The sequence below is a fragment of the Gilliamella sp. B14384G10 genome (assembly GCF_016101685.1).
GTDB lineage: Bacteria > Pseudomonadota > Gammaproteobacteria > Enterobacterales > Orbaceae > Gilliamella > Gilliamella apis_A.
Genome location: NZ_JACFQA010000003.1, coordinates 77,783 through 103,494 on the forward strand (window position 1 = coordinate 77,783; position 25,712 = coordinate 103,494).

Genomic DNA, 25,712 nt, shown 5'->3' on the forward strand with positions numbered 1-25,712 from the left:
TTGTGTAAAGTAAAAAACTGATTTACGATATCCGACAATTTCGTTTTGCTATTATAAATATGCTTTAAATATGTTCAAGGAAGACGCCAAACGATCCAAGTTTATTTTTTAATTTTCAAGGAGAAATCTATGGCAGTAACCAATATGAATGAGTTAAATGAGTTAATGACTCGAGTTAAAAAAGCTCAGGAAACTTATTCTACTTATACTCAAGAGCAAGTTGATAAAATCTTCGTGGCAGCAGCAACAGCCGCAGCCGCAGCTCGAATCCCTCTTGCACAGCAAGCTGTTGCTGAATCAGGAATGGGGATTGTAGAAGATAAAGTTATTAAAAACTTATTTGCTGCAGAGTATATTCTTAATAAATATCGCAATGACAAAACTTGTGGTGTTGTTGCTGAAAATGAGTCTTATGGTACCATTACAATAGCGGAGCCATTAGGGATTATTTGTGGAATCGTGCCGACTACAAACCCGACTTCAACCGCAATTTTTAAATCATTAATCAGTTTAAAAACTCGTAATGCTATTGTCTTTTCCCCACATCCACGTGCTAAAAAATCAACTATTGAAGCTGCCCGTATTGTGTTAGATGCGGCAATTAAAGCTGGTGCTCCAAAAGATATTATTGGTTGGATTGATGAACCATCTATCGAATTATCAAACGCTTTAATGCATCATGATGATGTTGCTGCAATCTTAGCAACTGGTGGACCAGGTATGGTTAAAGCCGCTTATAGTTCTGGTAAACCAGCATTAGGTGTTGGTGCAGGTAATACCCCTGTAATTATCGATGAAACTGCTGATTTAAAACGTGCTGTTGCATCAGTACTTATGTCTAAAACTTTTGATAATGGTATGATCTGTGCTTCTGAGCAAGCTATTGTTGTCGTTGATTCAGTTTATGATGAAGTACGTGATTTATTGACTCAATATGGCGCTTATGTTTTAAATGCTAAAGAAACAAAAGCTGTTCAAGGTATCATCTTAAATGATAAAGGCGCTTTAAATGCTAATATCGTAGGCCAACCAGCAACTAAGATTGCAGAAATGGCTGGTATTAAAGTTCCTGCAGGTTCTAAAGTACTTGTTGGTGAAGTAAGTAAAGTAGATTTATCTGAACCATTTGCTCACGAAAAACTTTCACCAACATTAGCTATGTTTAAAGCTAAAGATTTTAATGAAGCGGTAGATAAAGCTGAAAAACTTGTTGAAATGGGTGGTATGGGACATACTTCAGTACTTTATACTGATCAAGATAGTAATCGTGATCGTGTTGCTTATTTTGGCAGTAAAATGAAAACATGTCGTATTTTAATCAACCAACCAGCTGCTCACGGTGGTATCGGTGATTTGTATAACTTTGATTTAGCTCCATCTTTAACATTAGGATGTGGTTCTTGGGGTGGTAACTCGGTCTCAGAAAATGTCGGTCCGAAACACTTAATCAACAAGAAAACAATCGCTAAGAGAGCAGAAAACATGTTATGGCACAAATTACCAAGTTCTATCTATTTTAAACGTGGCTCGCTTCCAGTTGCTTTAAATGAAGTGATTGAGCAAGGTGCCAAACGAGTATTTTTAGTAACCGATAAATTCTTATTTAATAATGGTTACTCAAAACAAATTACTGATCAACTTGAAGCACAAGGTGTGATTTGTGAAACCTTCTTTGATGTTGAAGCTGACCCAACATTAAGTGTCGTCCGTAAAGGTACTGATTCAATGACAGCATTCCAACCGGATACTGTTATAGCTTTAGGTGGTGGTTCACCAATGGATGCGGCGAAAATTATGTGGGTTCTTTATGAACATCCAGAAACAAAATTTGACGAATTAGCATTGCGTTTCATGGATATTCGTAAACGTACTTGTCATTTCCCTAACATGGGTAAAAAAGCAAAACTAATTTGCGTGACAACTACATCAGGTACTGGTTCTGAAGTGACACCGTTTGCGGTAGTTACTGATGATGCAACTGGTCAAAAATACCCATTAGCTGATTACGCAATTACACCAAACATGGCAATTGTCGATGCTAACTTAGTTATGAATATGCCAAAATCACTTTGTGCGGCTGGTGGTTATGATGCGGTAACTCATGCTTTAGAAGCTTATGTGTCAATTATGGCAAGCGAGTTTTCTGATGGTCAAGCGTTACAAGCATTAAGCTTATTAAAAGCTTACTTGCCAACAAGCTACAAAGAAGGAGCAAAAAATCCTATCGCTCGTGAAAAAGTGCATAATGCTGCAACTTTAGCTGGTGTTGCGTTTGCTCAATCATTCTTAGGTGTTTGCCACTCAATTGCCCATAAAATTGGTGCGGCATTCCACATTCCTCATGGTGTGGCGAATGCGATGCTAATTAGTAATGTTGTTCGCTTTAATGCAACGGATAAACCGACTAAACAAGGTACATTTAGCCAATATGGTTATCCTCAAGCTGTACGACGTTATGCAGAGATTGCTGAACATCTTGGCTTAACTGTAGCAACAGATAAAGACGAGAAGAAAGTTGAGAAATTAATTGGCTGGTTAGATCAATTAAGAAAAGATCTAGATATTCCTTTCTCTATCAAAGAGTTTGGTGTAGATGAGAAAACTTTCTTAGCTCAAGTTGATCAACTTGCAGTTGATGCATTTGATGACCAATGTACTGGTGCTAACCCTCGTTATCCTTTAATTGCAGAATTAAAACAAATTCTACTTGATACTTACTATGGTCGTGCGTATCAAGATAAAGGTGACATTAGTGAAGATGTAGCTGTTAACACTGCAGCTAAAGGTGTAGCTGCAACTACAACTAAGAAAAAAGCACCTAAAAAGAAATAATTTAAAAGATTATTCTTGATTAGCAAAAGCCTGAGATAGTTTATATCTCGGGCTTTTTTATTTTTTAATTTTGCGAAACAAATAAATTCTACTTTAAATTTACTATAGTCATATGTATCAAGATAAGAGTGATATTAGCGAAAATGCATCTATTTACATCATAGCTAAAGATGTCTTCAATCATAATTGAGAAAAAAAGTCTAAAAAGAAATAATTTGAAAGATTATTCTTGATTAGCAAAAGCCTGTGATAGTTTATATCTTAGTTTTTTATTCTTTAATTTTATTATATGAACAAATTTTACTCGAAATTCGCTATGGTATTACCTCAATATTAGGGTGATATTCATAGAAATATTGCTACTCATATCGCTTTTAAAGCGGGTTCAGCTACTAAAACTACGAAAAATGCGTAAAAAAAGAAATAATTTAACATGTTATTTTTGATTAAAAAAAATCCCGAAATAGCTTACATATCAATCTTTTTTGGTTTTTTTGATTTTTTTTTAATCAAACAATAAAAAAAATGTTTTTTTTGCTTGCAAGCTTAAATGTTCTAGTACATAATGCGCAGCACTTAGGCCGGCTTAGCTCAGTAGGTAGAGCAACTGACTTGTAATCAGTAGGTCGCCAGTTCGATTCCGGCAGCCGGCACCATTTTCCTAAGTAAACAGTTTATAATGATTCGGGGTGGGGTTCCCGAGCGGCCAAAGGGAGCAGACTGTAAATCTGCCGTGTCACACTTCGAAGGTTCGAATCCTTCCCCCACCACCATTATCTAACATTAGCAATTGCTAATTGAAGCATTTAGGTAGCCGAGTTTGAACATGCGGGCATCGTATAATGGCTATTACCTCAGCCTTCCAAGCTGATGATGCGGGTTCGATTCCCGCTGCCCGCTCCAATTGCTGATATAGCTCAGTTGGTAGAGCGCACCCTTGGTAAGGGTGAGGTCGGCAGTTCAAATCTGCCTATCAGCACCATTCTTGTTAATTTCCTAAACCTTCTAAAAAAATTAGATTTAACTGCTTTAGAGCTTGTCACTTGACGGCTTTATCTGGTATCATTCAGAGCTAATTTTAAGTTAGTATTATGTTAAAATTAAATATGATACTTGGTTAATGTGGTGAATCACCACCGATTTGTATTACATTGAGGGACGATAAATGTCTAAAGAAAAATTTGAACGCACAAAACCCCACGTTAACGTTGGTACAATCGGCCACGTTGACCATGGTAAAACAACTTTAACTGCAGCGATCACATCAGTATTATCTAAAAAATACGGTGGTCAAGCTCGTGCATTCGATCAAATCGATAACGCACCAGAAGAAAAAGCACGTGGTATCACCATCAATACTTCACACGTTGAATACGATACACCAACTCGTCACTATGCACACGTAGACTGCCCAGGCCATGCTGACTATGTTAAAAACATGATCACTGGTGCGGCACAAATGGACGGTGCTATCTTAGTAGTAGCAGCAACTGATGGTCCAATGCCACAAACTCGTGAGCACATTCTTTTAGGTCGTCAAGTAGGTGTACCTTACATCATCGTATTCTTAAACAAATGTGATATGGTTGATGATGAAGAATTATTAGAATTAGTTGAAATGGAAGTACGTGAACTTTTATCTCAATACGATTTCCCAGGTGACGATACACCAGTAATTCGTGGTTCAGCGCTTAAAGCGTTAGAAGGCGATGCGGCATGGGAAGATAAAATTGTAGAATTAGCAGAAGCATTAGACAGCTACATTCCAGAACCAGAGCGTGACATTGATAAACCATTCTTATTACCAATCGAAGACGTATTTTCAATCTCAGGCCGTGGTACAGTAGTAACAGGTCGTGTAGAGCGCGGTGTAATCAAAGTTGGTGAAGAAGTTGAAATCGTTGGTATCAAACCGACTACTAAAACAACTTGTACTGGTGTTGAAATGTTCCGTAAATTACTAGACGAAGGTCGTGCTGGTGAGAACGTAGGTGTATTATTACGTGGTACAAAACGTGAAGAAATCGAACGTGGTCAAGTATTAGCAAAACCAGGTTCAATCACTCCACATACAGATTTCGAATCAGAAGTGTATATTCTAAGTAAAGATGAAGGTGGTCGTCATACTCCATTCTTCAAAGGTTACCGTCCACAGTTCTACTTCCGTACAACAGACGTAACAGGTACTATTGAATTACCAGAAGGCGTAGAAATGGTAATGCCAGGTGATAACATCAAAATGACAGTATCATTAATTCACCCAATCGCAATGGCAGACGGCTTACGTTTCGCTATTCGTGAAGGTGGTCGTACTGTTGGTGCTGGTGTTGTTGCTAAGGTTATTAAATAATTTCAGCAATCGCGATCATAGAAAGGGTATCTTTTGATACCCTTTCTTACCTAGTCTGTTTAGCAAAATGTTTTTAGAGAAAGAGCATTTTGGAAAATGGATAATATTATAAATAACATAATCATAGGTTTTATATGCTAGTAAGTAACGAGAGTCAAGATACAAGTACTGTTCTAGACAAATTTAAATGGGTTTTGGTTCTAGTATTAATTGCGTTAATTGTTTGGGGAAATTCTTATTTCTCTTTACCTAATGATATATATCAACCAAATGCGATCGTTCGAATTATTGCAGTTGTTGTGGTTTCGCTTTTAACCTTATTTATTGCATTTACAACCGCTAAAGGGAAATCGTTTATAGCTTTTCTGCAAGAATCACGAAAAGAACTCAGAAAGGTTGTATGGCCTACTCGTAAAGAAGCTGTACAAACAACTTTATTAATCGCTGTTATTACCGTTATTGTTGGTACTGCGCTTTGGGGAATGGATTCTTTGTTCCGTTCAATCATCTTTTATTTAACTTCAATAGGGCGTTAATATGAGTGAAACACAACAAAAACGCTGGTATGTGATCCAAGCTTATTCTGGCTATGAAGCACGTGTTGCACAATCATTACGTGAATATATTAAATTACATAATATGGAAGATTCTTTTGGGGAAGTTTTAGTACCAACCGAAGAAGTTGTTGAAATGAAAGGTGGACAGCGCCGTAAAAGCGAACGTAAATTTTTCCCAGGTTATGTTTTAGTTGAAATGATGATGAACGATGCAACTTGGCATTTAGTTAAAAGTGTACCAAGAACAATGGGATTCATTGGTGGGACATCAGATAGACCAGCGCCAATTAGCCAACGTGAAGTTGATGCAATTATGAATCGTCTACAGCAAGTTGGTGATAAACCGCGTCCTAAAACATTATTTGAACCAGGTGAACTTGTTCGTGTTAACGAAGGTCCATTTGCTGACTTTAATGGTGTAGTTGAAGAAGTAGATTACGAAAAAAGTCGCTTAAAAGTGTCGGTTTCTATTTTTGGTCGTTCTACTCCAGTTGAACTTGATTTTAGCCAAGTAGAAAAAAGCTAAAAACTTAACTGTTTTACTGCACGATATTTATAGAAAAACACAGAGCATAAGCTCTGTGTTTTTTGTTTTAAACAAATAAATTTTATTGGAGTTATGATTACTCAGCTTCAAATTCTTCTAACTGTTGTTGTAAATCAAACCAACTTGACTCTGCTTTATCTAATTCTATTTTTAAATTACTTTGATTGAGCAGCAATTGCGTCAGTTCTGTTTTTTTATCTGAACCGTAAAGATCGGGATCCGCTAATTGCTCTTCAATAATTTTTAATTGATCATTTAATCGAGCAATAATTTTCTCTTCTTTTTGTAACTGCTTTTTAAGTGGCTGTAATTGTGCACGAGCCTCAGCATCTTTGCGTTTCTGCTCTTTACGTTCTTGCGCTGAAACTTTAGGTAAACTTTCCTTTTTTATTGGTTTATTTGTTTCTTCCGGTTGGTTTTCTGCTTTCTGTTCTTCCGTAAGCCATTTATGATAATCATCAAGATCACCATTAAAAGGTTCGACTTTATGATCATGAACTAAGTAAAACTCATCAGTAGTAGAACGCAATAAATGCCTATCATGCGAGACCACAACTAACGCCCCCTCAAAATCGATTAATGCTTCAGTTAATGCTTGTCGCATATCTAAATCTAAGTGGTTTGTTGGTTCATCGAGCAACAGTAAATTTGGTTTTTGCCAAACAATTAACGCTAAAACTAATCGAGCCTTTTCACCACCAGAGAATGTTTTTACTGGTTCACTAACTTTATCACCATGAAAATCAAAACCTCCCAAATAATTACGTAATTCTTGTTCGGTATTTTTCGGCTCCGCAAGTTGTTTTAAATGCCATAAAGCTGATTCATCTGCCCGTAAATATTCTAATTGATGTTGAGCAAAATAGCCAAGCTGTACCCCTTTAGCCAAGCTAACCTGACCTTGCATTGGCGGTAATTCACCAGCCAATAACTTGATGAGTGTTGATTTACCAGCACCATTACGACCTAATAAACCTATGCGAGAACCTGGAACTAAATTAAGTTTAATCTGTTCTAATACAATTTTGTCACCATAGCCGGCAACGATATTTTCCATCGTTAATAAAGGACTTGGTAAGAATTCAGGTTGTCTAAATTTAAAGTGAAATGGATTATCGACATGTGCTGGTGCAATTAATTCCATCCTTTCTAACATTTTTATTCGGCTTTGAGCTTGTTTAGCTTTGGTTGCTTTAGCCCTAAAACGATCAATATAGCTTTGTAAATGTGCAACTTTAAGTTGCTGGCTTTCATACATTGATTGTTGCTGAGCCAGTTTTGCTGAGCGTTGTGTCTCGAATGATGAATAATTACCGGTATACTCAAATAGTTTCTTTTGTTCAATGTGAATAATTTTATTAACCAATGGATCTAAGAAATCACGGTCATGTGAAATTAAAATAAGTGTACCTTGATAATTACTTAACCATTTTTCTAACCACATCACAGCATCTAAATCAAGATGGTTGGTTGGTTCATCAAGAAGAAGTAAATCGGAACGGCACATTAACGCTTGTGCTAGATTAAGTCGCATACGCCAACCACCAGAGTAGGATTTAACCGGTAAGATTAATTGTTCATTGGAAAAACCTAAACCATGCAATAATGTTGCCGCTCGAGAGCGGATAGTCCAAGCGTCAATGTTATCAAGTTTTTCATGAATAAGCGCAATTTGCTCACCATTATTTTTTTCGTAAGCAATCTCTAAATCTTGTTCCAATTTTCGAAACTCACGATCACCATCAATAACATATTCGATAGCGGCTGTATCTAATGCTGGTGTTTCTTGATTTACCCATGCTAATTGCCATTGGGCAGGAATAAAAACACTACCGGCATCAGTTTGAATTTCACCTTTAATTAATGAAAAAAGTGTGGATTTACCACAGCCATTTTTACCGACTAATCCAACTTTCTGCTTAGGATTTATTGTTGCAGATGCATTATCTAAAAGTAGATTAATGCCTCTACGAATTTGGATAGAATCAAACACTATCATGACGAAGTCACCTATGATTCAATATAAAATGTGTTATGCTAACAAAAAATAGAGCGTATGCAAAATCATAATAGGAAATTTAACATGGTAATGAATTCTTATTGCCTAACTTTGAAAGGTTATTGTTAATAAACTGTCAATTTGATGATATTGTTAAGAAAGCCTGAGAGATTGAATACGTTAGATTGTGAGGCTGAATCAAAACTATTGTAAGTTTTGTAATTTATGACGGTAAATGTTATTGTTGGCCGTTTGGGCAATAAAGCTGAAACCATTTATCCTTATGGTATTAATGCCATGTTCAGTATTTTAAGTAAAGTTGCGACTTTGGCGGAAGTACTAGAATCAGTAACGGCAAAAGCAAACCGCTATCAAACCTCGATGAATATTGCCTTAACACTTAATTTAGGCAGTAACCTTAAATAGTCATAAATACCCTTTATCAGTTTCCTGGTAAAGGGCATCATAATAATATTATCGTTTAAGTGCTGACAAAGATCTGCGAATAATAAGACAACAGATCGTAATGAAAACAAATAATCCTAAATATTGAGACATATCGCCTAAGTCAGGGAATATTGCCAGAGGTGCATCTCCACCACCATTAGTGATGCTAATAACAATCACAATGGCAAGTATAACACCAACTAAGCTTTCACCGACGATTAAGCCTGATGCAATTAAAGACGCTTTACGGTCTACTTTTTTGAACTCACTTTCTGGATCTAAATTTAGTTTTTGTGCTTTTGCATATGCCTGACGTTTTACTATCCATGATAATAATGAACCAGTAAATATAGCCAATGTAATACTTGGTGGTAAGTAAATACCTAATCCGATAGCTAAAGCAGGTAGACGGAATTTAGTTTTCTTTTTGGCTAAAATTAGGTCAATGATGATAACTGTTGCGCCTACAGCTAAACCTATCAAGATCATTGTCCAATCTAGATTATGAGAAAAAATTCCTTTAGCAATGGTCGTCATCAAAGTTGCTTGAGGCGCGGCTAATACTTGGGTAGGATCCATATTTGTACGAGGAACCGCACCAGTAAAACCATAAGCGTTATAGAGTATTTCAAGAATAGGGGCAATGACAATAGCACCGACAACACAACCAATTAAAAGGGCTACTTGTTGTCGCCATGGCGTGGCATGAACTAAATAACCTGTTTTCAAATCTTGTAAATTATCATTTGAAATACATGCAATTGATAGCACAACACTAGTTGTAAATAGGGCTAATGCAGTGATAAAGTCAGTTCCTTCGACAGAGGATAACATACCGTGTGTTTCACTTAAGCCAAGTAATATTAGTGAAATAGCTATAGCGGCAACAATGGCAATACCTGATATAGGACTGGCTGAAGAACCAACTAAACCAGCCATATAACCACAGGCAGCTGCAACTAAAAATCCCATAATAAATGCAAATAAAACAGCACAAATTACTAGTAACCAAGCAATACCAGTTGATAAACCACTATCAGAAATAAAAGAGTGAAAGGTTGCAACTAAGATAATTAGCATGCCAGCCATAATGATAAAAATTGTTTTTGGTGACAAGTCTCTATCTGTTCGCTCAATATCATTTACAGAAATATCAGAGCGAAGTGTTTTTAACGATGTTTTTAAACCCTCAATAACCGGTTTGATTAAAGTCAGTAATGTCCAGACTGCGGCAATTGCTATGGTACCTGCACCGATAAAACGAATATCTGTGGCCCACATTCCCATTGCGATTTTAGATAAAGGTTGCGAGGTATCATAATCTGTTAGGGCACTTAGGATTGGAATACCAAATCCCCAAGCTATAATGGTTCCGATTAATACCGCAATTCCTGAAATAATACCAATTAGGTAGCCAGCGCTGAGTAATGCTAATGAAAATCCCATTGGGATCTGAAATATCGATTTACCACCTGTAAACCAATAAGCAGTGCTATCAGACAATAAACGAAATCCATTAGTAAATAAGCTCACTATAGAGGCGATAATACCGCCAAATACGATATCCTTTAATCCATCATTTGCTTCTTTATCGTCAGTTTTCGAACCAGCTTTTAATATTTCAGCCGCAGCGACACCTTCTGGATAAGGTAAATCACTTTTTACTACCATAACATGACGTAATGGAATAGAAAATAATACCCCTAACATGCCACCAGCAGCGCAAACCGCAAAGGTTAACCAGAAAGGAAAATTACTCCAATATCCCATCATTAATAAACCTGGCATAACGAAAATAACAGATGATAAAGTTCCAGCAGCGGAAGCTTGAGTTTGCACCATATTATTTTCTAAAATTGTCGATCCTGAAAATAATCGTAAAATAGCCATGGAAATGACGGCTGCAGGGATGGCTGATGAAAAAGTTAATCCGACTTTCAAGCCTAAATAGACATTGGAGGCTGTAAAGACGATAGTAATTAAAGCACCAAGAATGGTACCGCGTAGTGTAAGTTCTCGTAAATTATTCATACTACCTATATATTAAAGTTAAATTGATAGCCTGTTATTATATACTTAATTATGCTTTATCTGCTATAAAATCTACGATTAAGCTCAGATTTAGCTTCTTTTTATCGGTTTATTCACTGCAAGCTACTTTTATTTTAAACATTAAAATTTAAGCAAAATATCCATATTAAAGATTAGTAACTGAATAATTATGCTATGCTGGTTATATTCTTAATCATTAATCAATTGTGAGAAAAATGTTAAGCGAATTAAAACGATTGCAGGATATTACTAAAAAGTTGCGCAACCCTATTGATGGCTGTGAATGGGACAGCAAACAAACTTTTGACTCGTTAAAATCCTATACTTTAGAAGAGACCTATGAAGTCTTAGATGCAATTGATAGACAAGATATGGTTGAACTTAAAAGTGAACTGGGTGACCTACTGTTTCAGATTGTGTTTTATGCGGATTTAGCCAACGAACAAGGTTTGTTTAATTTTGATGATATTTGTCAATCAGTGGCTGATAAATTGATAAGCCGTCATCCGCATATTTTTTCAAATAATATGAGTAAACCAAATTGGGAACAGCTTAAACAACAAGAACGTGATAAGCGTGCGCAATATTCGCTATTAGATGATATTCCCAATGCTATTCCGGCATTAATGAAGGCTGAAAAAATCCAAAAACGTTGTGCATCAGTCGGATTTGATTGGACTGAACTACAACCAGTTATAGCTAAAGTTAAAGAAGAACTTAATGAAGTTGAACAAGAATTAGCACAATCAACTATTGAGCAATCAAAAGTTGCAGAAGAAATGGGCGACCTGTTGTTTGCTACCGTCAATTTGGCAAGACATTTAAAAGTTAAATCAGAGTTATGCTTACAAAATGCTAATAACAAGTTTATTAGGCGATTTAAACAAGTTGAATTGCTACTAAAGCAAAAAAATCGCAATTTAGTTGATGCAACACTTGAAGAAATGGAAGATGCATGGCAAATTGTCAAGCAAACAGAAAAATCAACTAGCGAAGTAAATAAAAATGACTGAACAAAAAAATGAATTATATCAAGAAATAGAGGCTTGGTCTCAAAATGCTATTTTACATAGCCCAACGTGGAGTATTAATCAATTAGATTACTCGGAAAAGAGTATTTCTGTTGTTGAAATGATTATTGGTGAAATGGCAGATAAAAGCTTTGGTCTTCCTGAAGAACAACTCAATATGATTTCACAAGAATATGGCTGTTATTTATTATTAACTGCACATAAATTATACGGTGGTCAGTTTTATTGGAATCAAGAATTAGAACAACCAATGTTAATTTGCTGTGAACCTGATTCGACCATAGCATTATTAACATGGAATAAAGTAAAAGGGCGTTTATTAGGCGATAAAACTGATCATATCGCTTATTTTCTAGATGAATTTGGCAAAGCAGTTTTCCAACCAGAAAAAGGTACCAATTTAGTTTATCTATAAATCATATTTGCAATAAATATAATTAAAAAAAGTTGCTAAACAGATAAGTTTTCCGACTTTAATAAATTTTGTTAAAAGGAATTCTAAGTATGAACTATACACTTTATATTGGTAATAAAAACTACTCAACATGGTCTATGCGACCTTGGGTTGTATTGAAATATTTTGATATTCCTTTTAACGAAAAGCTAATTAAATTTGATAGTTTTGATGATGATTCTTTATTCAAAAGAACGATATTCTCAGTTTCAAAATATGGCACGGTACCAATTCTGATTGATGATGATCTAGTAATAAGTGATTCTTTAGCTATTTGTGAATATTTGGCTGAAAAGCACAATGATTTAGCATTATGGCCGACTGATAGCAAAAAGAGGGCAATTGCACGAAGTTTAGTGGCAAAGATGCATTCTGGATTTCAAGCTATTCGACATTATTTGCCAATGAATATTGAAGCAGAATTACCGGAAATAGGACAAATAATTTTACGAGATCATCAAGATGTAAAAAATGAAATCATGTTTTTAGATGAGTTATTATCTTCGTTATTAACTTCAAAAAATTCAGATGGTGACTATTTGTTTGGTAATTTTAGTATAGCCGATGGATTTTATGTCCCTTTATGTCTAAGACTAAAAAATTATCATATAGCAACAAGTTCAGTTCTCAGCGATTATATTGATACTATTTGTAACACTAAAGGTGTGAAAGATTGGATAGCAGATGCATTGCAAGAACAATCTTTTGTAGCCATGGATGAACCTTATCGTATACACAGATAATTAAGCATTGCTGGAAATAATATGAAAATACCATCCCATCTAACTCAATATGCTATGGACATTATCGAAGATGAGTCCAATGGGGTAACATCTTTTTCTCTTCAGTCATCAACTAAAGAGCAATGGTTTGACATCTATTATTATGGTGAATTAGAAAATGGTTATATTACAGGGGTAGAACCGTCTTTCGCAAATATTAAAATTGTTGCAAAATCTACTAACAGTAAAGAAGAAATATTACTATTTGATGAAACTGAACATGGTTATAACGCAATGTTTTGTGATAGTCATTCTGATGAAGAAAAAGCGAATAGATTACTTGAAAAATTTAATGTTCCATCGTCAAAAATAAAATTAACAATTGGTTATAGTATTGACTATGATTCAGAAAAAGAACTTTATGAGTTTGATGAACAAGGTAATGTAATATTGCTTGATGGGCGAAAAATAGCTTGGCAACAACTACTTTGTGACGGCATTGACTGGTTATCAATTATATTAATTGACGAAACTGGCAATGAACAAGTGATAGTGGATGCAGAGCTGTCTTAACAGTGATATCTATTTTATTGTCGAAACTGAACTATCACTGAAATAAATTTCTTTGCCATTAAAAAACCCGCTTGTATTGAAGCGGGTTTGATTTTTTAAACAATGATTAGTGATTACACTTCTAAGTAATCCAAGATTCCTTCAGCAGCTTTACGCCCTTCACTAATTGCCGTAACGACTAAATCAGAACCGCGTACCGCATCACCGCCAGCAAAGATTTTGGCATTGGTAGTTTGGTATCCTTTGATTTCTGGTGCGATTATTCTACCTCTATCATCAAAATCAACACCATGCTCAGCTAACCATGGCATAGCATGTGGTTTAAAACCAAATGCCATAACTACCGCATCAGCCGGAAGCACAAATTCTGAACCTTCGACAATCACTGGCGAACGACGGCCTTTTGCATCTGGTTCACCAAGCTCGGTTCTGACCATTTTTACCCCAGTAACTTGCCCGCTATTATTGACCTCAATACTAAGAGGTTGCACATTAAACTGGAATTGTACGCCTTCTTCTTTGGCATTTTTGACTTCACGTTTAGAGCCCGGCATGTTAGCTTCGTCACGACGATAGGCGCAAGTTACTTCAGTTGCACCTTGACGGATAGAAGTTCGAACACAATCCATCGCGGTATCACCACCACCTAAGACAACGACACGTTTATTTTTCATGTCTATATATGGAGTATCTTCGGTTTGTTGATGTTGCATAATATGCTTAGTATTGGCAATTAAGAATGGTAATGCATCATAAACGCCATTAGCATCTTCATTTTCAAGCCCTGCACGCATTGATTGATAAGTACCCGCTCCGACAAAGATAGCATCAAATTCATTGATAAGATCAGCTAATTGAACGGTTTTGCCGACTTCAGTATTTAAACGGAATTCAACCCCCATTTCGGTAAAGATGCGTCTACGATTAATTAAGACTTCTTTGTCTAATTTGAAGGCAGGGATACCGAAAGTTAATAAACCACCAATTTCTGGATGGCGATCGAAAACGACTGGTGTTATACCATTACGGACTAATACATCAGCACAAGCAAGACCTGCTGGACCAGCGCCGATTATTGCGACTCTTAAGCCAGTTTTTTCAACATTAGATAAGTTTGGTTTCCAGCCCATTTTGAATGCTTCATCAGTAATATAACGTTCAATATTACCGATAGTTACTGCACCAAATTCAGCATTTAAAGTACAAGATCCTTCACACAGACGATCTTGTGGACAAACTCGACCACATACCTCAGGTAAACTATTAGTTTGGTGAGATAATTCAACTGCTTCTAAAATTTTCCCTTCATTGACCAATTTTAACCAATTTGGAATGTAATTATGGACTGGGCAGCGCCATTCACAATAAGGGTTACCACAAGCAAGGCAACGATCTGCCTGTGCTTGAGATTGCGAAGCTGAAAAGCCTTCATAAATTTCTACAAATTCAATTTTACGAATGTTTAGCGATTTTTTAGGCGGATCGACACGTTGTAAATCGATAAACTGATAAACATTTTGACTCATATCGTGTTTTCTCCTTACTGTGCCTGAACACGTAGTTCAGCTGTTGAGCGACTACGGTGACCTAATAATGCTTTAACATCGCTAGATTTTGGTTTAACTAATACAAATTGTTTAGCAAAATCTTCCCAATTAGCTAATATTTCTTCAGCCCAAGTTGAATGGGTTAGTTGTGCGTGCTCCATAATTAAACCACGTAAGTGTTCTTCATGAATTGAATAGTCAGCAACATCTAACATTTCGACCAACTCTTTATTGATTCGCTTATGTAAATCGCCATCAGTATCTAAAATGTAAGCAAAACCACCGGTCATACCTGCACCAAAGTTAACGCCTGTTTTACCTAAAACACAGACAATACCGCCAGTCATATATTCACAGCCATTATCACCAATGCCTTCAACCACACTTATAGCGCCTGAGTTACGTACTGCAAAACGTTCACCTGCTCGGCCAGCAGCAAATAATTTACCACCAGTGGCACCATATAAACAGGTATTACCTGCAATGGTCGCTTCATGGCTTAAAAATGCCGAACCTTGTGGTGGACGGATGACAATACGACCGCCAGCCATGCCTTTACCGACATAGTCGTTGGCATCGCCAGTCAGCGTTAAATCAACACCGCCGGCATTCCATACACCAAAGCTTTGTCCAGCAGTACCGTTGAAATTCAAGGAAATAGGGGATGTGACTAGGCCTTGATCGCCATATTTTTTAGCAATATAACCAGATAAAGTTGTACCAACAGAACGATCAGTATTTTGAATGTCAAAGTAGAAACTTTTACTTTGACGATTATCTACTGCTTGTTGTGCTTGGGTTATAATCTCTTTATTCAGTACACCTTTATCAAATGGTTTATTGTCTTCAATACAGTGAACCGGTTTACCTTCTATTGGGGTTGCCGTTTCAAGCAAGCTTGATAGATCCAATTTCTGTTGTTTTGCAGTAATGCCATCAAGTTCAAGAAGTAAATCTGTACGACCGATTAAATCAACGATTCGACTAACGCCTAGTTCGGCCATAACTTCACGAGTATTACGCGCAATAAAACGGAAATAGTTCATCGCTTTTTCTGGTAGACCATGATAATGATCACTACGTAACTTCTCATCTTGAGTTGCAACACCGGTTGCACAGTTATTAAGATGACAAATACGGAGGTATTTACAACCCAATGCAACCATTGGTCCAGTACCAAAACCAAAGCTTTCAGCACCTAAAATTGCCGCTTTAACAATATCTGCGCCAGTTTTTAGGCCACCGTCAACTTGTAAGCGTATTTTGTGACGTAAACCATTAGCAACTAATGATTGTTGGGTCTCAACTAAACCTAGTTCCCATGGTGATCCTGCATATTTAACCGAAGTTAACGGACTGGCTCCAGTACCGCCATCGTAACCTGAAATAGTGATTAAATCAGCATAGGCTTTGGCAACACCGGTTGCGATAGTACCTACTCCTGGTTCAGAAACCAACTTAACCGAAATCATTGCGGTTGGATTAATCTGTTTTAAGTCAAAAATCAATTGCGCCAAGTCTTCAATTGAATAGATATCATGATGTGGTGGCGGTGAAATTAATGTTACACCCGGTACAGAAAAACGTAATTTTGCAATATAAGGGGTGACTTTATCGCCAGGTAATTGACCACCTTCGCCCGGTTTTGCACCTTGAGCGACTTTAATTTGAATAACATCAGCACTCATTAAATAACCTGGTGTTACACCAAATCGGCCAGAGGCAACTTGTTTAATACGTGATACTTTGATTGTGTTATAACGAGCTGGATCTTCTCCGCCTTCACCTGAGTTAGAAAAGCCACCTAAGGTGTTCATGGCTTCGGCTAATGATTCATGCGCTTCTGGACTTAATGCACCAATTGACATAGCTGCCGAGTCAAATCGTTTAAATAATGACTCTTCTGGTTCCACCTGATCAAGTGCGATAGCTGCGTTTTCAGGTGGATTGAGTTTTAACAGATCTCGCAAGGTTGCAGCTGGTCGATTATTTACGATATCTACATAGCGCTTATAATCTTCATAATTACCATTATTTACCGCTTTTTGTAGTGATTGTACTACATCAGGATTATAAGCATGGTATTCACCGCCATGCACAAATTTCAACAAGCCACCTTGTTCTAATGGTTTACATCGTAGCCATGCTTTCTTAGACAGATTGAACTGATCTTGAGCAAAATCATCAAAATTGGCACCACTAATACGGCTAGTTACCCCTTGGAAGCAGAGTTCAACCACTTCTTCATTTAGACCTACGGCCTCAAATAGTTTAGAACAGCGGTAAGAAGCAACAGTTGAAATACCCATTTTGGACATGATTTTGTATAAGCCTTTATTAATACCATTGCGATAATTAAGAATTGCTTCTCGATAAGACTTATTCACAGTGCCATTATCTACCATTTGAGCTAGGGTTTCATAGGCTAAATATGGATAGATTGCTGTTGCACCAAAGCCTAGTAAAACGGCGAATTGATGCGGATCTCGACAACTTGCTGTTTCAACAATGATATTGGCATCACAGCGCAAGTTCTTTTCAACTAAACGTTGTTGTACGGCACCGACCGCCATTGGCGCAGGGATCGGTAAACGGTCAGGGGCAATATTTCTATCTGATAAAATTAGTAATACTGTTCCTGCACGGACCTTTGCTTCAGCATCACCACATAACTGTTCAATTGCGTCACATAAACTACCGTCAATTTCATATGTGATATCAAGCGTTTCTGATTTGTAATAACGTGATTCTAAAGTAGTTAATTGTTTAAAATCAGAATGAACCAATACTGGATATTTAAATGCAACCCGATGTGCCTGGCCTTCTGCTTCGGCAAATACATTCATTTCACGACCGATACTAGTCGATAGTGACATGACATGTGCTTCGCGTAATGGATCTATCGGTGGATTGGTTACCTGAGCAAATTTTTGTCGGAAGTAATCATAAATTAAGCGTGGACGACTTGATAACACGGCAAATGGTGTATCATCGCCCATTGAGCCAGTTGCTTCTTGACCGTTTTCACCTAAAACTCGAATACATTGGTCGAGCTCTTCGGCACTATAACCAAATTGTTTTTGGTAAGTTGCTAGTAATGTATCATCATAATCACGAGAACCGATATCATCATCAGGAAGATCTTCAAATGGGATCAGACGTTTCACATTTTTAGCCATCCATTCTTTATATGGATGACGTTTTTGGAGATCATTATCGGTTTCTGAAGATTGTAAAATGCGACCTTCTTCAGTATCAATTACCAGTAATTCACCCGGACCCACTCGCCCTTTGGTGACGACTTCATCGGGTTGATAGTCCCAAATACCGATTTCTGAAGCACAAGTGATGAGTTTATCTGTAGTAATAACATAACGAGCAGGACGTAAACCATTACGGTCTAAGTTACACGCAGCATAACGACCATCTGACATAACGATACCAGCAGGACCGTCCCATGGTTCCATATGCATGGAGTTAAAATCAAAGAAAGCTCGTAAATCCTCATTCATATCTGGATTGTTTTGCCATGCTGGTGGCACGAGTAAACGCATCGCACGGACAATATCCATACCACCAACTAAAAATAGTTCCAGCATATTATCTAGCGAGCTTGAATCAGAACCGGTGACATTAACAAACGGTGCCGCATCTTGTAGATCTGGAATCAAGGGTGTTTTAAATTTGTAAGATCGCGCTTTTGCCCATTGTCGATTACCTTCAATAGTATTGATCTCACCATTATGAGCTAAATGTCTAAATGGTTGCGCAAGTGGCCAACGCGGTACAGTATTGGTTGAGAAACGTTGATGGAATAAACAGATTGCTGTTTCCATACGAATATCAGCCAAATCTAAATAGAATCGAGGTAAATCTTTCGGCATACATAAGCCTTTATAGATATTAACCTGATTTGAAAAACTACAGACATAAAACGTATCATCTTGCACTCGTTTTTCAATACGACGGCGAACCATATATAAGCGACGTTCTAAATCAATCTTGGTCCAGCCAGCAGGGGCATTGACAAATACTTGTTCAATTCTTGGTAGTGATGAGAGTGCGATTTCACCAAGCACACTTTTATCAATTGGTACTTCACGCCAACCTAAAACATATAAGGTTTCTTCTGCTAGCTCTTCTTCGACAATTTTACGGCTAGCTTGAGCTTCTGTTTCATCTTGACTTAAAAATAGCATGCCAACGGCATAATTAGCGGCTAAGCGCCAACCTGCGTCCTCGGCGACTAATCGGAAAAATCGGTCTGGTTTTTGCATTAAAAGACCACAGCCATCACCGGTTTTACCATCCGATAATATGGCACCACGGTGTTGCATACGAGCAAGTCCGTGAATTGCGGTACGCACCACTTTGTGACTTGGTTGCCCTTCAATGTGAGCAATTAAACCAAATCCGCAGTTATCTTTTTCATGATGCTGGTTATATAACATATCATTGCCTCAAATTCATCGTTATTATTTTTTGTGAAGGTATAGGCATTAATCCCATATTAGGTGTGAAGGTAATTAAAAATAGGTTTTAGGTCAAATAAATATTATTTATAAGTCAATATTTTAATCACTTAACCCATATATATTAATGAAGCTTATATCTTGTGTTAACTAATTGTTTTTATTGGTTTTAAATTTTTTCTAAGATTAAAGCTATTTAATTTAAAAATTTTTTCATAATAAGAATTAATATCTGATTAAAAAAAGTTTGAGGAAAGGGGTTTTTTAGCTATAAAAATTGACTATATTTGCTGATTTTTTCCAAAATCAGGGAGTTATAATCACCAGATTTATGCTGTTATAATAGATTATCGATTATTGCTTATAGATGAAATATGCAAACTAAAATAACAATTATAGGTGCTGGCGCTGCAGGGCTTTTTTGTGCTGGTCTGTTGGGACAACAAGGTCATGATGTTACTGTCATTGATAACGGTAAAAAATTAGGTCGTAAAATCTTAATGTCTGGTGGTGGTAAATGTAATTTTACCAATCTTAATGTCGAAGCAAATCATTATATTTCTGAAAATCGTCACTTTTGTAAATCTGCTCTAAAACGGTTTAGCCAATGGGATTTTATCCAATTGGTTAATCAATATGGTATTGCCTATCATGAAAAAGATCATGGTCAGCTATTTTGTGATAATTCAGCGCAAGATATTGTCGATATGTTGGTCAAAGAGTGCCAAAAAGGACAAGTTAAATTTATGTTAAAAACACAACTTGAAGATGTTAATGAAGAGCAACAAGGATTTAAGTTATCTACTTCACAGGGTTGTGTTTATACTGATAAATTAATTGTGGCAACGGGTGGACAATCGATGCCTGCACTTGGTATGACCGCTATTGGTTATAAAATTGCTGAAAAATTTTCTATCCCAGTGGTGCCTGTAAAAGCAGGGCTAGTGCCGTTTACCTTACATAAACCTTTGTTAGCTGTATTATCGACGTTAGCAGGAATTGCGTTATCAGTTGAAGTATCGAATGAACGCATTAGTTTTAAAGAGAATCTATTATTTACCCATCGAGGATTATCTGGACCAGCTATTTTACAAATATCCAGTTATTGGCAAGCAGGAGAAGCCATCACGATCAATTTATTGCCTGACTTTAACTTTGAGGATGATTTTAAACCTCTGTTAGATAATAATCGTAATCAAAGTCTCAAAAATTGTTTAGCACAAATATTACCTAAGCGGTTAATTGAAGCATTAATACAACTAAATTTGATTGTTGATTTAACTGTTAAACAGTTAACACCTACTCAGCAACAAGCGCTGTATCAGACATTAACAACATGGAATGTAATACCAAATGGAACGGAAGGTTATCGTACCGCAGAAGTAACTTTAGGCGGAGTGAGTTGCGATGCGTTATCTTCAAAAACCATGGTAGCACAAAAACAGCCTAATCTTTATTTTATTGGTGAGGTTGTTGATGTAGCTGGTTGGCTTGGTGGTTATAATTTCCAATGGGCTTGGAGCAGTGCATTTGCCTGCGCCCAAGCCTTGAGTCAAGTATAATCAATTATCAATAACACCCATTTGGATATGATATTTTTTCACTTTATATTGTAATGTCGTTCGTGAGATATTGAGTAATTTTGCTGCAGTAATAATTTTACCATTGGCTTGATTTAATGCATCAATGATAAGTTGCTTTTCATAATGTTCAACTTGTTCGATTAGATTATGATTACCCGTTAACTCGTTAATACTTGGTTTTTCTATCTTATTTTCAAGTTGATCTTGTGGATAAGGACTATGAATATCAAATAGTTCTTCATCGAGAATAATTTTTTGTAATTCACCAGGTTCATTTTGTAATACCATACTACGGACAATCGCATTTTCCAGCATTCGTACATTGCCTGGCCACGGTGCTGACATTAATTGCTGCAACGCATGTTCACTGATACCGGTGATCACTATATTGACATCAGTTTTATGTTTATCGATAAAATATCGTGCCAATACAGGGATATCTTCTTGTCTTTCCCGTAAGGCTGGAAGTTTGATTAAACCAACATTTAATCGATAAAATAAGTCACTGCGCATTTTACCGCTTTTTAACAATTCCGCTGGAGACTCATTCATCGCCGCTACAATTCGTACATCAGCATATTTCTCTTTATTTCCACCTAAAGACCAATAGGTTTTTTCTTGCAAAAAGCGTAATAGTTTGCTTTGCATTTCAAGAGGCATAGCGTTGAGTTCATCAAGAAATAAGGTTCCGCCATTGGCCAGTTCGAGATAACCTTGACGATTTTCAGCACCGGTAAAGGCTCCTTTAACCGTCCCAAATAAAGTACTTTCAATCAATGTGGTTGGTAAAGCGCTACAGTTTAGTGAAATGAATGCTTTATCTCGGCGTTGACTGGTTTGATGAATTAAGCGAGCAAATAGCTCTTTCCCTGTACCAGTTTCACCAACAATTAATACCGGAACATCATTACTACCTAAAATATTAGTTTGATCGATAACCTCTTGCATTTTTTTCGACGCAAAAACAATTTCCGGTAGCGGTTGTTCTTTATTGTGATATAACTTTCTATTAAGGCGAAAAACCTGATCTTGCAACTGCCGAACATTGGATATATTTCGACCTATTTCAACTGCGCCGATAATTTCTTTATTATGATTATAAAGCGGTACAGTTGTGTGTTGATAATCAACTAATTTACCCACATGATTATAGTAAGTTTGATAGGTATCTTGATATTCTTTACCTTGTAAAGCTTGTAGCATAGTACTATCTTCTTTTTTCAAATTAGGGTAAACTTTAAGCATTGGTTTACCGATGGCTTGCTCCATTGTATAGCCATCAAGTTCTGCGCTTTCCTGATTGTAGTAAATATATTTACCTTCTTTATCAATAATAGCCATTGGCTGATGTATTAAATCAAAAAAATGTTTAAATATTTCCAATGCTTGTAATAATTCAGGATCAATTATCATGATTCTAAAACCTTTTTAAAATTGGATTATTGCTAAGTATAGCTAGCGTTGATTTAAATATCTTTCAAGTATTAATAAAAATAGTGACAAATTTTCGTCAGAAAACCATATTTCTTACTAAATGACTAGTATTTTATTTGTAATTATTTCGTTAAGGTCTTGATTATTTGTGTTTTTATAAGTTGGCACGTTGATTGCATTGTAAGTGAGTAATCTTTTTACTTACCTTTTTTATGTACTAATTAACTGGAGGTCATATGTCCGACACAATTATGTCAAATTATAACAAATTACGTACCGATCTAATAACAAAAGATCGTCGTTTTAGTGCGCAAAACGGCAAACTTTGTTTTGATGGTGTGAATTTGGAAGAATTAGCAAAGAAATATCCAACACCTTTCTATGTATTTTCTGAAAAAGAAATCGATCGTAATATTCAGGAAATCAAAGATTCGTTTAAAGCTCATCCAAACACAAAAATTTTCTATGCGTCAAAAACATGTTCAGTAATGGGGGTACTTAAAGCGATTAAAGATGCGGGTATCTATGCTGAAGCGAACTCAATGTTTGAAGTGCGTAAATGTTTAGAAATTGGTTTCCCTGGTAGCCAAATTGTTTTCAATGGTGTAGTTAAAAAACCGGTAGATTTAGAATTTGCTATTCAAAATGATCTTTATATCATCAACGTTGATAGCTTATATGAATTAGATATCATCGATGAAATTTCTCGTCGTTTGAAAAAAATGGCTAATGTTTGTGTGCGTGTTGAGCCAAATGTTCCATCGGCTACTCATGCAGAATTAGTTACTGCTTATCATGCTAAATCAGGTATTGATTTAGAACAAGCTGAAGAAACTTGTCGTCGTATTCTTGAAATGCCTTATGTGCATTTACGTGGTTTACATATGCACGTGGGTGACCAAGTGCCAGAAGCTGAACCATTTGCTAAAGCGACTAAAGTATTAGTTGATGAATCACGCCGTTTAGAAGAAGTTTTAGGCATTAAATTTGATTTAATCAACGTTGGTGGTGGTATTCCTGTTCCTTATAAATATGATGATGAAAATGGTAACCCATTACAAGACAACATGTATGCAGGTATTACAGCACAAGATTTCGCTGATGCGGTAATTAGTGAAGTTCATAAATGGCGTAAAGACGTTGAAATCTGCATCGAACCAGGCCGTAAAGTTACCGGTTCAGCAGGTGTACTTTTAACTGAAGTTGCTTGTGAAAAACGTAAAACTAACTACGATTTAGATGGTAACATCGAAGAACATGTTGAATGGAAATTTGTTGACGCAGGTTATAGCGTGTTATCTGATAGTCAACATTTTGATTGGTTCTTCTATGTATATGATGCATCAAAAATTACTGAACAACATGATGAATACATTAAATTAGCTGGTCCATTATGTGATGGTGGTGACTATTTCCATGTAGGTGTTAAAGGTGAAGAATTCTTATTACCTAAAGACACTGAGATTGGCGATATCATTGCTTTCCTTGACGCTGGTGCTTATACCATCGAAAGCCAAACGGTTTATAACAATCGCCCACGTACGGCTGTTGTTATGATTGATAAAGAAGGCAAAGACCGATTGATTCGCCGTGAAGATACTTACGAGGATATGGTTGGATACGACGTGTATTAATCATGAGCTATCTGGGGCACTCAGTGCTCCAGATATAATAATGTGAGGTTATTTTATGAGTGATTCTAAAGATTCAAGTTTACTTGGCATTAAAGACATTGTGTTTATGAATGTCATTGCGATTCTAAGTTTACGTCAAATTCCTAATGTTGCTCCTTATGGAGCGTCAGCAATGGTGCTTTGGCTACTTGCTGCATTTTGTCTGTTTTTCCCATTAGCTATGGTTTGTGGTGAACTTTCTACTGGTTGGCCTAAAGATGGTGGGATATTTGTCTGGGTAAAAGAAGCGTTTGGTAAACGAATTGGCTGGATAGTAGTCGTTTGTTTCCTATTCTCATGCGTGCTTTTCTTCCCACTCATGTTGCAATTTGGTTTTACTGCAATTGGTTACATGTTTAGTCCTGAACTAGCACAAAATCAGGTGTTTATTGGTGTTGGCTCTATGGTGGTATTCTGGATCTTAACATTAATGAATATCAAAGGGATGAAATGGACTAAAATCATTAACAGTGTTAGTGCATGGTTAGGGGTATTTATTCCTGCTGGTATTATCGTGTTATTAGCTATTGTATGGTTAATGACTGGTCATCCAATGGCAACTGATTATAGCCATGTTAGTGATTGGATTCCGGATTTAAGTAGTTGGGATACTATTGTATTTTTATCAAGCATGATGTTCGCTTTTGCTGGACTTGAAGTTGCACCAATGATTGCAGGCCGTACTCGTGATCCACAACGAGACTTCCCTAAAGCAATGGCAGTATCTGCAATTGTTATTGTAGGTATCTATATGATCGGAACTTGGGCAATTAATACTTTATTACCTGCTGCTGATACTGATATTGTTGCCGGTGTAATGCAAGCGATGGAAGCTGCCGCTGAAGAATTAAATATGCCTTGGTTATTACCTGTAATGGCAATCTGTTTATTCTTTGGTGCATTAGGTCAAATTAACTCATGGTTAGTTGGTCCTATCTATATGTTACAAGAAGCATCAAAAGAAGATAACTTACTTGGTGAACGTATTGGTCGTTTACATCCAGTATATCAAACACCAGCATTTGCTTTAGTTATCCAAGCGATAATTGTAACGGTACTTTGCTTCTCAACATTTGTATCGCCAAGTATTGCTGCTGCATATTGGATGTTAACCGCATTAACAACCATTTGTTATTTTATTCCTTACTTAGTAATGTTTATTGCCTATTATCGTTTACGTATTACTCAACCAGATGTACCGCGTAGCTTTAAGATCCCAGGTAAAGTATTACCAATTGTTTTACCAGGTTTAGGATTCTTATCTACATTATTTGCGGTGATCTTAGTCTTTATTCCACCTGCACAAATTGATATGGGTGGATATGTTGAGTATATCGCTAAAATTGTTGGTGGCGCAGTGCTTGCAATTGTGTTAGCTGAATGGATATACCATCGCGCACAAAAACGTAATCGCTTGCAACAACAATAAGATATAGAGG

The 25,712-nt window shown here is 36.6% G+C and carries 17 protein-coding genes and 4 tRNA genes; 16 read left to right on the forward strand and 5 right to left on the reverse strand.

Features of this window, described 5'->3' with window-relative positions:
• Positions 1-129 precede the first annotated feature (129 nt).
• The 8 genes from adhE (at position 130) to nusG (ending at position 6,265) form a co-directional block, all read left to right on the forward strand.
• Positions 130-2,832, forward strand: coding sequence for a bifunctional acetaldehyde-CoA/alcohol dehydrogenase (gene adhE / locus H3T54_RS08695; protein ID WP_110448712.1), 2,703 nt, complete (start codon positions 130-132; stop codon positions 2,830-2,832).
• Between the two features lie 580 nt (positions 2,833-3,412).
• A tRNA-Thr gene (locus tag H3T54_RS08700) sits at positions 3,413-3,488 on the forward strand.
• Positions 3,489-3,520: 32 nt separating this feature from the next.
• Positions 3,521-3,605 (forward strand) — tRNA-Tyr (locus tag H3T54_RS08705).
• 55 nt (positions 3,606-3,660) lie between these two features.
• Positions 3,661-3,735: transfer RNA gene (locus tag H3T54_RS08710), tRNA-Gly, on the forward strand.
• A gap of 3 nt (positions 3,736-3,738) precedes the next feature.
• Positions 3,739-3,814, forward strand: a tRNA-Thr gene (locus H3T54_RS08715).
• Between the two features lie 183 nt (positions 3,815-3,997).
• A complete protein-coding gene (tuf, locus tag H3T54_RS08720) occupies positions 3,998-5,182 on the forward strand; it encodes an elongation factor Tu (RefSeq protein ID WP_034900851.1) in 1,185 nt (394 codons plus the stop codon).
• A gap of 134 nt (positions 5,183-5,316) precedes the next feature.
• Entirely contained in the window at positions 5,317-5,718 is a 402-nt protein-coding gene (gene secE / locus H3T54_RS08725; RefSeq protein WP_110448531.1) for a preprotein translocase subunit SecE, read from the forward strand.
• A gap of 1 nt (position 5,719) precedes the next feature.
• The gene (gene nusG / locus H3T54_RS08730; protein ID WP_110448530.1) at positions 5,720-6,265 is read left to right on the forward strand and encodes a transcription termination/antitermination protein NusG; all 546 of its coding nucleotides are present in this window, start codon (positions 5,720-5,722) and stop codon (positions 6,263-6,265) included.
• A 97-nt stretch (positions 6,266-6,362) separates the two neighbouring features.
• Here nusG and H3T54_RS08735 read toward each other — a convergent pair whose 3' ends face one another.
• Positions 6,363-8,285 (reverse strand): ABC transporter ATP-binding protein, encoded by a 1,923-nt coding sequence (locus H3T54_RS08735; RefSeq protein WP_198222115.1) that lies wholly within the window; start codon positions 8,283-8,285, stop codon positions 6,363-6,365.
• Positions 8,286-8,510: 225 nt separating this feature from the next.
• Here H3T54_RS08735 and H3T54_RS08740 point away from each other — a divergent pair, with 225 nt between their 5' ends.
• Positions 8,511-8,711 carry a hypothetical protein gene (locus H3T54_RS08740; protein WP_198222117.1) on the forward strand — a complete coding sequence of 67 codons (201 nt, stop codon included), beginning with the start codon at positions 8,511-8,513 and terminating at the stop codon, positions 8,709-8,711.
• 48 nt (positions 8,712-8,759) lie between these two features.
• On the opposite strand, the gene H3T54_RS08745 is transcribed toward H3T54_RS08740, so the two are convergent.
• Positions 8,760-10,763 carry an OPT family oligopeptide transporter gene (locus tag H3T54_RS08745; protein ID WP_198222119.1) on the reverse strand — a complete coding sequence of 668 codons (2,004 nt, stop codon included), beginning with the start codon at positions 10,761-10,763 and terminating at the stop codon, positions 8,760-8,762.
• 236 nt (positions 10,764-10,999) lie between these two features.
• Between H3T54_RS08745 and mazG the strand changes: the two genes are divergently transcribed.
• From mazG to H3T54_RS08765, 4 genes are all read left to right on the forward strand, one after another.
• Positions 11,000-11,797 carry a nucleoside triphosphate pyrophosphohydrolase gene (mazG, locus tag H3T54_RS08750; protein ID WP_198201402.1) on the forward strand — a complete coding sequence of 266 codons (798 nt, stop codon included), beginning with the start codon at positions 11,000-11,002 and terminating at the stop codon, positions 11,795-11,797.
• Complete coding sequence (locus H3T54_RS08755) at positions 11,790-12,230, forward strand: hypothetical protein (protein ID WP_086359108.1); 441 nt, start codon at positions 11,790-11,792, stop codon at positions 12,228-12,230. Before mazG ends, H3T54_RS08755 begins: the two co-directional genes overlap by 8 nt.
• Positions 12,231-12,319: 89 nt before the next feature.
• A complete protein-coding gene (locus tag H3T54_RS08760; protein ID WP_198222121.1) occupies positions 12,320-13,012 on the forward strand; it encodes a glutathione S-transferase family protein in 693 nt (230 codons plus the stop codon).
• A gap of 21 nt (positions 13,013-13,033) precedes the next feature.
• Positions 13,034-13,564 (forward strand): hypothetical protein, encoded by a 531-nt coding sequence (locus H3T54_RS08765; protein ID WP_086359110.1) that lies wholly within the window; start codon positions 13,034-13,036, stop codon positions 13,562-13,564.
• A 113-nt stretch (positions 13,565-13,677) separates the two neighbouring features.
• On the opposite strand, the gene H3T54_RS08770 is transcribed toward H3T54_RS08765, so the two are convergent.
• Positions 13,678-15,090: an FAD-dependent oxidoreductase gene (locus H3T54_RS08770; RefSeq protein ID WP_198222123.1), complete on the reverse strand. Its 1,413-nt coding sequence runs from the start codon at positions 15,088-15,090 to the stop codon at positions 13,678-13,680.
• 14 nt (positions 15,091-15,104) lie between these two features.
• Positions 15,105-19,562 carry a glutamate synthase large subunit gene (gene gltB, locus H3T54_RS08775; RefSeq protein ID WP_198222125.1) on the reverse strand — a complete coding sequence of 1,486 codons (4,458 nt, stop codon included), beginning with the start codon at positions 19,560-19,562 and terminating at the stop codon, positions 15,105-15,107.
• Between the two features lie 395 nt (positions 19,563-19,957).
• Between gltB and H3T54_RS08780 the strand changes: the two genes are divergently transcribed.
• Entirely contained in the window at positions 19,958-21,145 is a 1,188-nt protein-coding gene (locus tag H3T54_RS08780; RefSeq protein WP_198222127.1) for an NAD(P)/FAD-dependent oxidoreductase, read from the forward strand.
• On the opposite strand, the gene H3T54_RS08785 is transcribed toward H3T54_RS08780, so the two are convergent.
• Complete coding sequence (locus H3T54_RS08785) at positions 21,146-22,582, reverse strand: sigma 54-interacting transcriptional regulator (protein ID WP_181414698.1); 1,437 nt, start codon at positions 22,580-22,582, stop codon at positions 21,146-21,148.
• A gap of 254 nt (positions 22,583-22,836) precedes the next feature.
• On the opposite strand from H3T54_RS08785, the gene lysA reads away from it, so the two are divergent.
• Complete coding sequence (lysA, locus tag H3T54_RS08790) at positions 22,837-24,234, forward strand: diaminopimelate decarboxylase (protein WP_086362972.1); 1,398 nt, start codon at positions 22,837-22,839, stop codon at positions 24,232-24,234.
• 55 nt (positions 24,235-24,289) lie between these two features.
• Positions 24,290-25,702, forward strand: a complete 1,413-nt coding sequence (locus H3T54_RS08795) for an APC family permease (protein WP_086362971.1) — start codon at positions 24,290-24,292, stop codon at positions 25,700-25,702.
• Positions 25,703-25,712 lie beyond the last annotated feature (10 nt).

What these genes read in the sequence shown, in the direction of transcription:
- adhE (WP_110448712.1), top strand. Translation starts at nt 130, where the DNA reads ATGGCAGTAACCAATATGAATGAGTTAAATGAGTTAATGACTCGAGTT.
- nusG (WP_110448530.1), top strand. Translation starts at nt 5,720, where the DNA reads ATGAGTGAAACACAACAAAAACGCTGGTATGTGATCCAAGCTTATTCT.
- H3T54_RS08755 (WP_086359108.1), top strand. Translation starts at nt 11,790, where the DNA reads ATGACTGAACAAAAAAATGAATTATATCAAGAAATAGAGGCTTGGTCT.
- lysA (WP_086362972.1), top strand. Translation starts at nt 22,837, where the DNA reads ATGTCCGACACAATTATGTCAAATTATAACAAATTACGTACCGATCTA.
- H3T54_RS08740 (WP_198222117.1), top strand. Translation starts at nt 8,511, where the DNA reads ATGACGGTAAATGTTATTGTTGGCCGTTTGGGCAATAAAGCTGAAACC.
- gltB (WP_198222125.1), bottom strand. Translation starts at nt 19,562, where the DNA reads ATGTTATATAACCAGCATCATGAAAAAGATAACTGCGGATTTGGTTTA.
- H3T54_RS08780 (WP_198222127.1), top strand. Translation starts at nt 19,958, where the DNA reads ATGCAAACTAAAATAACAATTATAGGTGCTGGCGCTGCAGGGCTTTTT.
- secE (WP_110448531.1), top strand. Translation starts at nt 5,317, where the DNA reads ATGCTAGTAAGTAACGAGAGTCAAGATACAAGTACTGTTCTAGACAAA.
- mazG (WP_198201402.1), top strand. Translation starts at nt 11,000, where the DNA reads ATGTTAAGCGAATTAAAACGATTGCAGGATATTACTAAAAAGTTGCGC.
- H3T54_RS08735 (WP_198222115.1), bottom strand. Translation starts at nt 8,285, where the DNA reads ATGATAGTGTTTGATTCTATCCAAATTCGTAGAGGCATTAATCTACTT.
- H3T54_RS08770 (WP_198222123.1), bottom strand. Translation starts at nt 15,090, where the DNA reads ATGAGTCAAAATGTTTATCAGTTTATCGATTTACAACGTGTCGATCCG.
- tuf (WP_034900851.1), top strand. Translation starts at nt 3,998, where the DNA reads ATGTCTAAAGAAAAATTTGAACGCACAAAACCCCACGTTAACGTTGGT.
- H3T54_RS08765 (WP_086359110.1), top strand. Translation starts at nt 13,034, where the DNA reads ATGAAAATACCATCCCATCTAACTCAATATGCTATGGACATTATCGAA.
- H3T54_RS08760 (WP_198222121.1), top strand. Translation starts at nt 12,320, where the DNA reads ATGAACTATACACTTTATATTGGTAATAAAAACTACTCAACATGGTCT.
- H3T54_RS08745 (WP_198222119.1), bottom strand. Translation starts at nt 10,763, where the DNA reads ATGAATAATTTACGAGAACTTACACTACGCGGTACCATTCTTGGTGCT.
- H3T54_RS08795 (WP_086362971.1), top strand. Translation starts at nt 24,290, where the DNA reads ATGAGTGATTCTAAAGATTCAAGTTTACTTGGCATTAAAGACATTGTG.